This is a genomic window from Xanthomonas sp. WHRI 7064 (genome assembly GCF_040202355.2).
In the GTDB taxonomy this organism is placed as follows: domain Bacteria; phylum Pseudomonadota; class Gammaproteobacteria; order Xanthomonadales; family Xanthomonadaceae; genus Xanthomonas; species Xanthomonas arboricola.
Map to the genome: position 1 here is coordinate 4,528,100 of NZ_CP167821.1, position 13,857 is coordinate 4,541,956.

11 protein-coding genes are annotated in these 13,857 nt (G+C 68.7%); 5 read left to right on the forward strand and 6 right to left on the reverse strand.

Going from position 1 to position 13,857, the window contains the following annotated elements:
• Positions 1-101: 101 nt before the first annotated feature.
• The 5 genes from zwf to ABQY74_RS19320 all read right to left on the reverse strand — a co-directional run bounded on the left by zwf (position 102) and on the right by ABQY74_RS19320 (position 7,753).
• Entirely contained in the window at positions 102-1,964 is a 1,863-nt protein-coding gene (gene zwf / locus ABQY74_RS19300) for a glucose-6-phosphate dehydrogenase (RefSeq protein WP_349794010.1), read from the reverse strand.
• Complete coding sequence (locus tag ABQY74_RS19305) at positions 1,961-3,760, reverse strand: glycoside hydrolase family 15 protein (protein WP_349794008.1); 1,800 nt, start codon at positions 3,758-3,760, stop codon at positions 1,961-1,963. The genes zwf and ABQY74_RS19305 overlap by 4 nt, the downstream gene beginning before the upstream one ends.
• 63 nt (positions 3,761-3,823) lie before the next feature.
• Complete coding sequence (locus ABQY74_RS19310) at positions 3,824-4,153, reverse strand: low molecular weight protein tyrosine phosphatase family protein (protein ID WP_016902847.1); 330 nt, start codon at positions 4,151-4,153, stop codon at positions 3,824-3,826.
• Between the two features lie 26 nt (positions 4,154-4,179).
• Positions 4,180-7,500 carry an ankyrin repeat domain-containing protein gene (locus tag ABQY74_RS19315; protein WP_102257126.1) on the reverse strand — a complete coding sequence of 1,107 codons (3,321 nt, stop codon included), beginning with the start codon at positions 7,498-7,500 and terminating at the stop codon, positions 4,180-4,182.
• Positions 7,493-7,753, reverse strand: a complete 261-nt coding sequence (locus ABQY74_RS19320; RefSeq protein WP_039529613.1) for a YcgL domain-containing protein — start codon at positions 7,751-7,753, stop codon at positions 7,493-7,495. Before ABQY74_RS19320 ends, ABQY74_RS19315 begins: the two co-directional genes overlap by 8 nt.
• Before the next feature lie 218 nt (positions 7,754-7,971).
• Here ABQY74_RS19320 and ABQY74_RS19325 point away from each other — a divergent pair, with 218 nt between their 5' ends.
• The 5 genes from ABQY74_RS19325 (at position 7,972) to ABQY74_RS19345 (ending at position 12,805) form a co-directional block, all read left to right on the forward strand.
• Positions 7,972-9,168: a beta-ketoacyl-[acyl-carrier-protein] synthase family protein gene (locus ABQY74_RS19325; protein WP_046345038.1), complete on the forward strand. Its 1,197-nt coding sequence runs from the start codon at positions 7,972-7,974 to the stop codon at positions 9,166-9,168.
• The gene (locus tag ABQY74_RS19330; protein ID WP_039521138.1) at positions 9,168-9,941 is read left to right on the forward strand and encodes a beta-ketoacyl synthase chain length factor; all 774 of its coding nucleotides are present in this window, start codon (positions 9,168-9,170) and stop codon (positions 9,939-9,941) included. Before ABQY74_RS19325 ends, ABQY74_RS19330 begins: the two co-directional genes overlap by 1 nt.
• A complete protein-coding gene (locus ABQY74_RS19335) occupies positions 9,938-10,759 on the forward strand; it encodes a glycosyltransferase family 2 protein (RefSeq protein ID WP_039521140.1) in 822 nt (273 codons plus the stop codon). Before ABQY74_RS19330 ends, ABQY74_RS19335 begins: the two co-directional genes overlap by 4 nt.
• Entirely contained in the window at positions 10,756-12,378 is a 1,623-nt protein-coding gene (locus ABQY74_RS19340; protein ID WP_349794005.1) for an NAD(P)/FAD-dependent oxidoreductase, read from the forward strand. Before ABQY74_RS19335 ends, ABQY74_RS19340 begins: the two co-directional genes overlap by 4 nt.
• Before the next feature lie 91 nt (positions 12,379-12,469).
• On the forward strand, positions 12,470-12,805 hold the full coding sequence (locus tag ABQY74_RS19345; protein ID WP_372469976.1) for a hypothetical protein: 336 nt from the start codon (positions 12,470-12,472) through the stop codon (positions 12,803-12,805).
• Between the two features lie 263 nt (positions 12,806-13,068).
• Here the strand turns inward: ABQY74_RS19345 and fabG are convergent, their stop codons facing one another.
• The gene (gene fabG / locus ABQY74_RS19350; protein WP_039524640.1) at positions 13,069-13,806 is read right to left on the reverse strand and encodes a 3-oxoacyl-ACP reductase FabG; all 738 of its coding nucleotides are present in this window, start codon (positions 13,804-13,806) and stop codon (positions 13,069-13,071) included.
• Positions 13,807-13,857 lie beyond the last annotated feature (51 nt).

Below are 13,857 nucleotides of genomic sequence, written 5' to 3' on the forward strand. Positions count from 1 at the left end.
GCGCCTTTCGTAGGAGCGTGCCTGCGCGCGACCCGGGCGTTACCGATAAAGCCCGTCGCGCGCAGGCACGCTCCTACGTGGAGCTGCGGCGGCTACCTCCGTCAGCGGCGTGGCGTGCGCGCCGCGGTCTTGCTGGCCGACTTCTTCGCTGCGCTCTTGCCAGCCGCGGTTTTGCCGGTGGTCTTTGCGACCTTGCCGGTTGCGCGTTTGCCCGCGACTTTCTTTGCCGCACTGCCCGGCGACGTAGCCGCATCCTGCGATGGTCTTGCTGCAGCCGCAGATACGCGTTTGGCTTGCGCCTTGGTGACCTTTTCAGCTGCCGCCTTGGTGATCTTCCTGGCCGGCGCCTTGGCAGCCTTCTTGACCGTTTTCCCGGTGGCTTTCTTGATCGGCGTTGCAGCGCTGCTGCGCGCTTCCGGTGCGCGGCGCGGCGGTGGCTTGCGGCCGGGGGTGAGCGCGCGCCAGGCGTGTCCGCCGTTCATGGCCAGCAAGGCGTCGGCGGCCGAGGGTCCGGCACTGCCTGCAGCGTAATTGGGGAAATCGCTGGGCGGTTGCTTCCAGGCATCCAGGATCGGTTGCACGATGCGCCAGGCACCTTCCACCATCGCCGCATCCTGGAACAGGCCGGCCTCGCCGTTCATGCAGTCCTGCAGCAGGCGCTCGTAGCCCACCGTGTATTCCTTGGGAAACCAGTCGCGGTAACGGAAGTCCATGCGCACCGGTGCCAGGCTGACCTGCGCGCCGGGGCGCTTGACGTCGAACTGCAGCGAGATGCCTTCGTCAGGCTGGATGTGCAGCACCAGCCAGTCGGGGCCGTAGCCGCCCACTTCGGTGCTGCGGAACGGCGCCAGCGGCGCAGGCTTGAAGCGGATCGCGATCTCGGTGGTGCGCTCGCGCAGACGCTTGCCGGTGCGCAGGTAGAACGGCACGCCGGCCCAGCGCCAGGTGTCGACCTGCAGCTTCATCGCCACATAGGTTTCGGTTTCCGAATCGTCCGGCACCGTGTCTTCTTCGCGATAGCCGGGCACGGCGCTGCGGTTGACCGCACCGGAGGCGTACTGGCCACGCACCACGTCTTCGGGCTTGATCGGGCGCACCGCTTCGATCACTTCGGCGCGGCGGCGATGCATCGCTTCGGTGGTGAATGCAGCCGGCGGCTCCATCGCAATCATCGCCAGCAACTGGAACAAGTGATTGGGCACCATGTCGCGCAGGCAGCCGGTGGGGTCGTAGAAGCGCCCACGCCCTTCCACCCCGATGGTTTCGGCGGCGGTGATCTGCACATGATCGATGCGGTCGCGATTCCACACCGGCTCGAACAGGCCATTGGCGAAACGGAACGCCAGGATGTTCTGCACGGTTTCCTTGCCGAGGAAATGGTCGATGCGGAACACCTGGTCCTCATGCAGCACCTTGGCGACGGTGGCGTTGAGCGCGACGGCGCTGGGCAGGTCGTGGCCGAAGGGTTTTTCCACGATCACCCGACGCCAGCCCTCGCCCTCACGTTGCTTGACCAGCCCCGCTTCGCCCAGGTTGAGCAACACCGGCTCGAAGAAGCGCGCGGCGGTGGCCAGGTAAAACAGCACGTTGCCCTGGGTGCCGTAGCGCTTGTGCAGCTTCTCCAGCGCGCCACCCAGGGTTTGATAGGCGCCCAGGTCAGTGAAATCGCCGCGCAGATAATGCATGCGCTCGCGCAGCCACTCCCAGGTGTCGGTATCGAACTCGTCGGTCTGGAATTCGGCATCGCGGCTGCTGAGCAGCTCGGTCATCGACTGGCCCATCATAGTGCGCCACGAACGCTCGCTGATATCGCCGTGGTCCATGCCGACGATGGCGAACTGCTCGCCCAGTGCGCCGGAGCGGCGCAGGTTATACAGCGCCGGCATCACCAGGCGCTTGGTCAGATCGCCGCGTGCACCGAACACCACGATGATGCACGGCGGGGTGGTGGCTTGTTCGTTCATGGATGTGTTTCCTCTTTGCCCATGCGTCCGTGCAGGCGCAATGCCGCATTGACCAGAGCCACGTGGGAATACCCTTGCGGGAAGTTGCCAAGCATGCGTTTGCTGCGCGGGTCGTACTCTTCGGCGAGCAGGCCCACGTCGTTGCACAGCCCGAGCAGACGTTCGAGCAGCACGCGTGCCTGCTCGGTGCGCCCGAGCAGGGCGTAGTTTTCCACCAGCCAGAAGCTGCAGGCAAGAAAGGTGCCCTCGCCGGCCGGCAAGCCGTCGGCGCTGTCGTCGGCGCGATAGCGTTCGACCAATCCGTCAATGGTCAGATCGCGTGCGATCGCATCGGCGGTCGCGGCAATGCGCGGGTCATCGGCCGGCAGGAACCCCACGATCGGGATCAGCAACAACGCCGCATCCAGGCGATCGGAGCCGTAGCTCTGCACGAAGTGCCCGTCCGGGTGCACGCCTTTTTCCAGCACTTCGGCGCGGATGTCGTCGGCGATGCGGCCCCAGTGCGCGCGCTTGGCCGCATCGGCGTTGGTGATGCCATCGCGCGCGCCGCAGTCGAATGCCAGCCAGGCCATCACCTTGGAATGCACGAAATGACGGCGCTCGTCGCGGATTTCCCAGATGCCTTCGTCGGGCAGGCGCCACAGCGTTTCCAGCGTCTCCAGCACCTTTTCCAGCAACGATGCCGACGAGCCATCGTCATCAGACGACGGCGCCACGCCCTTTTCGCGTGCGTAATGGAACGCGCCGATCAACTCGCCATAGACGTCGAGCTGGAACTGGTCCACCGCGCCGTTGCCGATCCGCACCGGGCCGGAATTTTCATAGCCGGGCAGCCAGTGCGCTTCCCACTCCTGCAGGCGGCGCTCGCCGGCAATGCCGTAGAGCGCCTGCAACTGATCCGGCGAACCGGCGATGGCACGTTGCACCCAGTCGCGAAAAGCTTCTGCTTCGTCGCGATAGCCGGCCTGCAGCAAGGCGATCAGGGTGAACACCGAGTCGCGCAGCCAGCAGTAGCGGTAATCCCAGTTGCGGCTGCCGCCCAGATGCTCGGGCAGCGAAGCGGTCGGCGCGGCGACGATGCCGCCGGTGGGCAGATAGCTGAGCCCCTTCAGCACCACCAGCGAGCGACGCACCTGCTCGGTCCAAGGGCCGACATCGGTGCAGCGCCGCGCCCAGCCATGCCAGAACGCGGTCGTGCGTTGCAGCGCCTGCTCCGGATCGATCGCCACCGGCGTGGGCTGATGCGACAGGCCGTGGCTGAGCAGAAACCAGGTGCTCTCGCCCTGCCGCAGCGTGAAGTCGGTTTCGGTGCCCATGTCCTCGCCGTGCAGCGCCTGCGGCGAGCGCAGCGCAAGCTGGTCGGGGCCGGCAATGGCGCGGATACCACCGTCGATGCGCGTCACCCATGGCACGGTGCGGCCATAGTTGAAGCGGAAGGTCAGGCGCATGTGCATCGGCACCTGGCCCTGCACGCAACGCACGATCCGCACCAAGTGCTGGTGGCCGTCGCCTTCATCGCTGGCGACCATGAAGTCGACCAGTTCCACCGTGCCGGTGTCGGTGTGCATGCGCGTGCACAACACCAGGCTGTCGTCTTCATAGGCACGTTCGCTGCGAAAGTCGCCGGCCGGCGACAACGCCCATTGCCCGTGCTGCTCATCGCCCAGCAGGGATGCGAAAAACGCATCGGAATCGAAACGTGGCAGACACAGCCAGTCGATGGTGCCGCGGTGGTCGACCAGGGCCGCGCTGTGGCAATTGCCCAGCATGGCGTGGTCCTCGATACGCACGCTCATCGTAGAGGCGCTTCCTTCGTGCGAGGGAACGCCAAGTTTTGCATGCGCGGTGTCGGGATCAGGTTACGACTGCGCCGGCAGACGCAGCAACGGTGGCACCGTGTGTTCCAGGCGACGGATCAGTGCCGGATCCATATACGCGTAGTCGTCGGGAATCTGCAGGCAGATCACCCGGCAATGGCGCAGATGGGCGGCGAAGCGTTTGCGCAGCAACTGCAGATGGCGACGCTCCATCACCAGCACCAGCTGCGCCTCATGCAACAGCTCCGGGGTGAGCTGTACCTCCGCATCGGCGGCCAGCCCGGCCGATTGCGTCTGCACGCCCGGCCAGTCGGCGAACACGCGCTCGGCAGTGGGGCTGCGCAGGCGGTTGCGGCTGCACACGAACAGCACCCGCAGCGGTGCGCCGCCGCGCTGGCTCAGCGGCCTTCGCGCAGGAAGCGCGCCATCGAGGACACCCCCGGCAAGGCGGGTTCGAACTGGCCGGCCACATCGATGAAGCCGCGCATGATCGCGATCTCGCGCGGGGTGCGGTTGAGCGCGTCGCGGCGGTCGGCATCGGCGCCGGCACGCAGCAGGCGCTGCACCAGCAACGGCAGGCCGTGCAGTGCGGCCAGGTGCAGCGGGCCGAAACCGCGTTGATCGGCCACGTCCAGCGAGACGTCTTCGTCCAGCAGGCGTTCCACGCCGGCCAGCACCACCTGCTCGTCGCAGGCGGTGCCCGGTTCGGCGCGCGCACCCAGCACCAGCAGCAAGGGGCTGACCCGGCCACCGGCCAGGTAGTCCGGGTCGGCGCCGGCCAGCAGCAAGGTATCCAGCAAGGCCAGCAGGCGGCTCTTGTCGCGCGCGGTGAAGCCGTACAGCGCGGCGCAATGCAGCGGCGCCAGACCTTGGTCGTCGTTGGCGTGCACATCGGCCGCCGCGGTGAGCAGGCGCGCCACGATATCCGGCAGGCCCAGCGCGCAGGCCAGCATCAGCACGGTGACGCCGCCGGGCAGGCGGTGCTCGATCTGCGCGCCGGCCTGCAGCAACGCGGCCACGATCTCGGTCTGGCGCATGCTGACCGCCGCCGACAACGGCGTGGCGCCGCTATTGGCCGCGCGTTGCGGGTCGGCGCCGCGACCGAGCAGATGCGCCACCACGCCCAGATGGCCGCCACCGGCGGCACGCAGCAACGCGGTGCAGCCCTGGGCATCGATCGCATCGACCGGCAGGCCGAGATCGATCAGCCGACGCACCGCATCGGTGTCGCCGACCATTGCGGCGGCCGGCACATCCGCTTCGCGCAGGCTGCGCTGCGGCAGCGACCAGATGCGCCAGTCCAGCCAGTCGGCCAGGTCGCGGCGGCCGATCGACAGCGCCACGCCCAGCGGGGTCTGCCCGTCGGCAGCGCGCGCTTCCGGCGAGGCGCCCTGCTTGACCAGCAATTTCAGCGACGCCTCGCGACCCAGCGCGGTGGCCAGGTGCAGCGCGGTCATGCCGTGGCTGTCGCGTGCCTCGCGGTCCACGCCATGTTCCAGCAGCCACTGCTGCAGGCGCAGCCAGCCCAGCCGCACCGCCAGCGACAACGGCGGATCGCCGGCGGCCGACGCGGCGAACGGGTCGGCGCCGCGTTCGAGCAGTTCCAGCGCGAACTGTTCCAGCCCGCGCGATGCCGCATCGTGCTGCACGCAGGCGCTGAGCAGCCGCGTCAGACCGCCGGCACCGGCCGGCGACACGCCATGGCGCAGCAGCGCCTGCAGCGCCGGCACCGCCTCCACGCCCCGCGACAGCAGCGCAAACATCGGCACATCGCCACAGGCATCGCGCACTTCGGCGTCGGCCCCGTGGCGCAGCAGCCAGTCCACCGCGTCGGCGTTCAAGGCCAGATGCGCGTCGTGCAGCAGACCGCCGAGTTCTTCCGGGCCGCACAGGCGGGCCAGTGCGACCAGACCGTCGCGCTGACCGAACTGCAGGCCTTCGCGCAACAGAACCAGTGGCGGGCGATCGGGCAGCACCGCCACGCCGGGGCTCTCGCCGTGCGCGTCGCTGACCGCCGCCGGCAAGGGATAGCCGGGGTCGAGCAACTGCACGATCGCCCAGCGCCCGGCTTCGGCGGCCACATCCACCGCGCGACGGCCGTGCGCGTCGGCGCTGTCGGCCGGCACCTGCAGCTCGAGCAGGCGCCGGATCAGCGCCGGCGACACGCTGTCGGCGGCGCAGGCCAGCATCACTGCATTGCGGCCCTCGCCGTCGATGGCCAGCACATCGGCCTTGCGCGCGACCAGACGTTCGAGCACGCCGCTGCGCGCCTGCCGCGCCGCATCCAGCCACGGCGTGCGGCCGAGCAGGTCGCGCGCTTCCAGATTGGCGCCGGCCGCCAGCAGCGCCTCGACGATGTCGCCGTGTCCGGCCAACGCGGCTTCGTGCAGGGCGCTGCGGCGTTGGCGGTCGCGCGCATCCACGCGCGCCTTGTGCTTGAGCAGCAGCTGCACGCCGGCCGGGTCGTCTTCCTCGGTGCCGGCCGCGGCCAGCAGCACCGGCGCGCCACCCTCCGGTTCGGAGTGCGCGCCGCGTTCCAGCAGGAACTTGGCCAGCCGCCAATTGCCGACCTGGCAGGCCATCGCCAGCGGCGAGTGGCCTTCGTTGTTGAGCGCATCGAGCTCGGCGGCGGCATCGCGCAGCAGCGCGGCCACGCCCGGGTCGGAACTGCGCACCGCGTGGTGCAGCGGCGTGTTGCCGTCGTTGTCGCTGGCGCGCGGGTCGGCCCCGTTGGCCAGCAGCGTCATCACCGCGTCCGGGCGGCCATGCCAGCTGTCGCGGGTGGCGGCCAGCAACGGGGTCATGCCGCGATGCGGCTGGTTGACGTCGACGCGGCGCACGATCAGCTCGCGCAGCAGGCGCAGATCCGGCAGCACCGCGGCCAGCGCGGGCAGGCTGCGTTGGTCGCGCCACTCCGGCAACGGCATCGCCTGCGGGTCGGCCCCGGCGTCGAGCAACTGCAGCGCACGGTCCACGCGTCCGCTGCGCGCGGCCTCGAACAGCTCCGGCACCAGTTGATGCTGGGCCACCGGCTCCAGCGGACGCGGCTCGGCCGCCGCTTCGGAAAAGAAATCGGCCGCCTGCAGGGCCGCCGGGGCATCGCTGCGCGCCGGGGCGGCGGTGCGTTGCAACAGCAGGTGGGCAGCGGGCAGCAGCACGCTGGCCGCGATCGCCAGACTCCAGCGCAGGCTGCTCGACAACCAGCCCGGCCAGGCCAGCGCCACCACCAGCGTGCACATCGCCAGCACCAGGGCAGCGGCCAGCAGGCCGCGCCAGGCGTGCAACTCCTGCGTCGCCAGCGCATGCCAGCGCGGGGCCAGGGCGCCGCCATCGCGTTCGACCTCGCCCCACAGCGGCCAGGTCCGCCACAACCCGAGCAACGCGGCGCTGACCGCCACACTCAAGGCCAACGCGGCGGCCAGGCTGCCGCTGTCGCGCAGGGCGGTCAGCGGCCAGCTGATCAGCGCGGCCAGCGCCAGCAGGCCCACACCCCAGATCGTCAGTAACGGCGGCAAGGCCTGCGCAACCGCGCGCGGCCGGCTGGGCAGTGCGCGGCTACCACGCGCCCACGACACCGCCAGCGCGAACGCCGGCTGCGCCAGCCACAGCGTCACTGCGGCAACACCGCCACCGATGCCGCCCAGCAACGACAACGCCACGCCGGCCAGGCCGGCCAGCGCTGCGGCCCGCAAGCGTGCGGCCCGTGCGGCCTCAGTCATAGTCGCACTCGCCCGCCAGCACCACCGTCTTGGGCAGTTGCAGATAGAAGCCGTGCCTGGCGAGCGCTTCGCGCACCGTGGCCACGTCGGCCTGCGCCAGACGGCGCTCCGGCGTCAACGCCACCTCCAGCACGAACGCGAACGGCGCCAGCTGCGCGTGCACGGCGGCGGGAAGACCGGAGAAGTCGTCGCGCGTGGCGAGGTAGACGAAGGTGTCCTGCTTGCGTTGGCTTTTATAGACGTAGGCGTGCATGCGCGCGTGGTCGCGCTCGATCGGCAAGTGTGTCGCAGGATTGTGTCCCAATTGCGCCGATGGCGAAAGCGCGGCAACGCGCGAAAACTCCAGCCCCGTCAGCGACATGACTGGCACGTTCAGTTGCGCCATCGACGGGAGGCGCACCCGCCATCGATATACTGAGTCCACTTCTTGCCAGCCAGACCACCGTGAGCCAAGCGCAGCATTCGTCCCAGATGGCCCCGGTCGCCGTCACCGCTTTTACGTCCACCACCGCGCTCGGCGCCGGGCTCGATGCCCAGGCCGCCGCCCTGACTGCTCGCCGCAGCGGCATGCGTCGCAACGATTTCGGCCCGCAGCCGCTGGCGTGCTGGATCGGCCGCGTCGACGGCGTGGAAGACGTCGTGCTGCCGGAGGCCCTGCAAGGCTGGGACTGCCGCAACAATCGCCTGGCCTGGCTGGCCCTGCAGCAGGACGGCATGGCCGAGGCGGTGCAGGCCGCCGCGCAGCGCTACGGCGCCGAGCGCGTGGCGGTGATCATCGGCACCTCCACCTCCAGCATCGGCGCCAGCGAAGAGGCCTACACGCGGCTGGTCGAAGACGCCGACGGCGCGCGCTTTCCCGACGACCTGGATCGCCCGATCGTGCACACCCCGCACTCGCTGGGCGACTTTGTGCAGCACGCCACCGGCCTGCGCGGCCCGAGCGTGACCGTGGCCACCGCCTGTTCGTCCAGCGCCAAGGTGTTTGCGCAGGCCGCGCGCCTGATCGACGCCGGAGTGGTGGATGCCGCCCTGGTCGGCGGCGTGGACACCTTGTGCGGCAGCGTGCTGTTCGGCTTCAACTCGCTGCAGGTGGTGGCACCGGAGCTGTGCCAGCCGTTCGATGCGCGCCGGGTCGGCCTGAGCCTGGGCGAGGCCGGCGGCTTTGCCATGCTCGAACGCACCGCCGCTGCACCGGACGCAACGCTATGGCTGTACGGCTATGGCGAATCCAGCGATGCGCACCATATGTCCGCCCCGCATCCGCAGGGCCTGGGCGCGCAGCTGGCGATGCGCGGCGCGCTCGAACGCGCCGGCTTGGAGCCGGCCGCGGTGGGCTATCTGAACCTGCACGGCACTGCCACCCCGGCCAACGACAGCGTCGAAGCCGCCGCGGTGGCGGCGATCTTCCCGGCCACCCTGCACGCCAGCTCGACCAAGGCCTGGACCGGCCACACCCTGGGCGCAGCCGGCATCGTCGAGTCGGTGATCGCGCTGCTGGCGCTGCGCGACGGCGTGCTGCCGGGCACGCTCAACAGCGAAGTGCCCGACCCCGCCTGCGGCCCGCAGATCCGTTTCGACAATGCCCATTCCAAGATCGATTACGCAATGAACAACTCCTTCGGTTTTGGCGGCAACAACTGCTCGCTGCTGTTCGGGCAGGCCCGCTGATGCTGGCTGCCACCATCGAGGGGATCGGCTTCTGGACCCAGGGCCTGCCGAGCTGGGACGCCGCTGCGGCGTTCGTGCGCGGCGGCGCGCTGCAGGACACCGGAGCACGCCCGGCGCCGCAGCTGCTGGCCGCCAACGAGCGCCGTCGCGCACCGGACACGGTGGCGGTTTCGCTGGAGGCCGCGCTGGCCGCCTGCACCGCCGCCGGCCGCGAGCCGGCCAGCCTGCCGTCGATCTTCACTTCCACGTACGGCGACCTGGCCATCTCCGACTACATGTGCACCACCCTGGCCAGCGACCCCACGGCGATCTCGCCGACCAAGTTCCACAACTCGGTGCACAACGCTGCGGCCGGCTACTGGACCATCGGCGCCGGGGCGATGACCCCCGCCACCGCGATCAGCGCCAGTTTGGGCAGCTTCGCGCAGGGCTTGCTGGAGGCGCTGGTCCAACGTGCCGCCGGCATGGACGCAGTGCTGCTGGCCGGCTACGACGCCCGCTCGGTCGGGCCGCTGGGCCGGGTCGCCCCCAGCCAGGGGCTGCTCGGTGGCGCGCTGGTGCTGGGTGCGCCCGGCCAGGCCGGCAAGCCGCAGTTGCGGGCGCGGCTGGACGACGGCACGCCGACGCCGGGCGAGGGCCCGCTGGCGCGGCATGTCGCCGCCAATGCGATGGCGCCGATGCTGCCGTTGTTCGACCTGATCGCCACTGGCGGCGACAGCGTGGCGCTGTACGCCGGCCCGGGCCGGGTGTTGCGCGTGGAGCTCCAGCAGTGAGCCGGCAGCCGCTGACCCGCGAGGACACCGCGATCCTGGTGCCGGCGCTGAACGAGTCGCTGCGCATCCGCGAAGTGGTCAACGATGCGCTGACCTATTGCTCCAACGTGATCGTGATCGACGACGGCTCCGATGACGGCACCGCCGACTGCATCGCCGGCCTGCCGATCACCTTGATCCGGCATCCGCAGCGCAGGGGCAAGGGCGCGGCGTTGCGTAGCGGGTTTGCGCAGGCGCAGCGGATGGGCATGCGCGCGGTGATGACCATGGACGGCGACGGCCAGCACAAGGCCGCCGATTTCCCGCGCCTGTTGGCGGCGGCCAACCGCCACCCCGGCTGCGTCATCGTCGGCGCACGCATGCGCAAGCGCGCCACCCAGCCCACCATCCGCCGCATCGGCAACGATTTCGGCGACTGGGGCATCGCCTGGGCCTGCGGCTTCCAGCTGGTCGACAGCCAGAGCGGCCAGCGCCTGTATCCGGCCTCGGTGTTCACCCTGCCCGACGTGCCCGGCGAAGGCTTCGTGTTCGAAGCGCAGCTGCTGATTTCCGCCGCACGCCAGGCCGGCGCGCGCGTGGTCGCGGTGCCGATCGAAACCCGCTACGCCGGCACCTCGCCGGGCACGTTCCGCAAGAGCCATTTCCGCCTGGTACGCGATCTGTGGGAAATCACCTCTCATGTGGTGGTCCAGGCCTGGAGCTACGGGCATATCTGGCGCGAGTACCGCCGCGTGCGCGCCAACCCGGTGCTGATCGACGACGCTGACGGCGAATTTGCTACTGTGCCCGCGGTTACCAAGAGCAAGCCAACTCCATGAATGCACAGCGTGCCGATGTCGTTATCACCGGTGGTGGCCTGGCCGGCCTGAGTCTGGCCCTGCAGCTGCGCCAACGCGATCCCGCGCTGGCGATCACCGTGCTGGAGCGCCGTGCGCACCCGGTGCGCGAGGCGGCGTTCAAGGTGGGCGAGTCCACGGTGGAGATCGGCGCGCATTACTTCGCCGAGGTCTTGGGCCTGCGCGAGCATCTGGAGACCGAGCAGATCCGCAAGTTCGGGTTCCGCTTCTTCTTCTCCGACAAGCGCGAGGACATCGACCGCTGCACCGAGCTGGGCGTCAGCCAGATCCTGCCGACGCCGTCGTGGCAGATCGACCGTGGCCGCTTCGAAAATTTCCTCGGCGAGCGCGCCCGCGCGCAGGGCATCACGTTTGTCGACAACTGCAGCGTCAAGGGCGTGGACCTGTCCGATGACGAGGCCGACCACGCCGTGCGCTACGAGCGCGCCGGCGAGGCCGGCACGCTGAGCGCCCGCTGGGTGGTGGATGCCAGCGGCCGCGCCGGCCTGCTCAAGCGCAAGCTCGGCCTGGCGCAGGACAATGCACACGACGCCAATGCGGTGTGGTGGCGTGTGGAAGGCCTGATCGACCCCAATGGCTGGTCGCAGGACAGCAGCTGGCTGCAGCGTTGCACGCCACCGGACCGCTGGCGCTCGACCAACCACATGTGCGGGCCGGGCTACTGGTTCTGGCTGATTCCGCTGTCGTCCGGTGCGCATTCGCTGGGCATCGTCTGCGATGCGTCGATGCACCCGCTGGACACGATGAACACCCACGACAAGGCGATGACCTGGCTGCGCACGCATCAGCCGCAGGTCGCCGCCACGCTCGACAAGGCCGACTACCGGCTGCAGGACTTCCTGTTCCTGCGCAACTTCTCCTATGGCTGCAAGCAGGTGTTCTCGCCGCAGCGCTGGGCGCTGACCGGCGAAGCGGGCTTGTTCCTGGACCCGTTCTATTCGCCCGGCAGCGACTTCATCGCGATTTCAAATACCTACATCTGCGAACTGATCGGCCGCGACCGCGCCGGTAGATCGCTCAGCCCGTATGTCGAGCTGTATCAGCAGCTGTATTTCTCGTTCTACGAAAATACCCTGACCCTGTATCAGGACCAGTACGCGCTGTTCGGCGACGCGCAGGTGATGCCGGTCAAGGTGATCTGGGATTACACCTACTACTGGTCGCTGCTGGCGCCGCTGTTCTGCTCCGGACGCATCGCCGACCTCAGCCTGCTCTCACGCATGAAGTCCGATTTCTTCTATGCGCGCGACATGAATCTGGCCATGCAGCGTGTGCTGCACGACTGGGGCCAGCACAACACTGCACAAGGCCTGGCCACCGACGATGGGCGCCTGCTCGATCAGTACCTGATCGGCTGGTTCAACGAACTCAATGGCGCCTTGAACGACACCCTCGACGACGACGCCTTTGCCGCACGCATCCACAACAACGTGGCGCAGATGGCGGTGCTGGCACGCGAGATCCTGCAGCAGGCACGCCAGCGCCATGCCGCACTGCCGGACCACGGGCTGGACACCTTGACCGCCAACGCCATCGGCGAGCCGATCCTCACCGCCGCCTGGTACGCCGACGCGGCGTGAGTTTGAAAACCGCCCCGGCAACGGCGCGTGCATTTCTGCATTCAGTCGTGGCATTTATACTTCGAGCATCCGCATTCACAGGAGGTGACCCGTGTATCGAAGACTGCTCTATTCGCTTGTCGTGGCAATGACTGGCGTTATCAGTGCCCAGGCTGTCGCGCAGAACGTTGTGCAGTACACACCCGAGCCGCTGCTCATGAATGGCAGCGACCTGGTGCCAGTGTGTCGGCGCGCCGCTGAAACGCATTACCTCGCGCAAGGCGCCAGCATCTACAACTGGACAGCGTCGTATCACGATCGCGGCGATGGCTTGTATGTCGACGGCCGCCTGCGTGCCAATGGCAATACCGTGTCGGTGCATTGCAGCGCCGCGCGGGGTGCGCACGAGCGCGATCTGGTCATGAGGATCGACGAGACCGGTGGCTAATTCGGTATGCACTGCTGTCGATGTGCAGCGCAGTGTTCGGATGAAACTGAGCTGATCCTAGACCGCACCTCATCGAAGAGCCGCGCAGCGTGCATTGCTTGCACCATGCACACCGACCATCTCGACTGGTCCTTGCCCGCCCACCGTCGCGGGACCTTACGCGGCATGGATGCCGCGTAAGAGCTTACAAGGACGTACTTGCAGCGTGTCCTGCGATGGTGAGCGGGCAAGGACCCCGCAGCAAACCAGCAGATCACCCGCTCTCAGCCCATCCCACCATTGATGCCGATGACCTGGCCGTTGATGTAGCCAGCTGACTCCGAACACAGAAACGCCACCAACGCGGCCACTTCGTCGGGCTTGCCGACGCGGCCCGCCGGTACCAGTTGCTTGATCACTTCCGGCGCGAAGCTTTCGCCGACCATCTCGCTTTCGATCACGCCCGGCGCGACCACGTTGACGGCGATGCCGCGGCTGGCCATCTCGCGCGACAGCGATTTGCTGGCGCCGTGCAAGGCGGCCTTGGCCGCGGCGTAGTTGGTCTGCCCGCGATTGCCCAGCACTGCCGCCACCGACGACACGCTGACGATGCGGCCCCAGCGCGTACGCGCCATCGGCAGCAGCAGCGGCTGGGTGACATTGAAGAACCCGTGCAGCGATACGTCGATGACCCGATGCCACTGTTCGGCGTTCATGCCGGCCATCGGCGCATCGTCGTGGATGCCGGCGTTGTTGACCACGATCTGGATCGGACCGCCCTCCAGCAGGCCTGCCAGCGCCACCGCACTGGCCTGCGCATCGGCCACATCGAACGCCACCGCCTCGGCGCTGCCGCCGTCGGCCACGATCGCTGCAACCACGTCATCGGCGCGGGCGATATTGCGATTGGCATGCACGATCACATGGCGACCCTGCGCCGCCAGCTGACGGCAGATCGCACCACCAAGATCGCCGCTGCCGCCGGTGACGAGTGCGCGGCGCTGTGGAATGGAAGTGCTCATGGAAGCCTCGATGAAAGCCGCAGACGCGACGGCGGAAAGAGCCTCATCCTA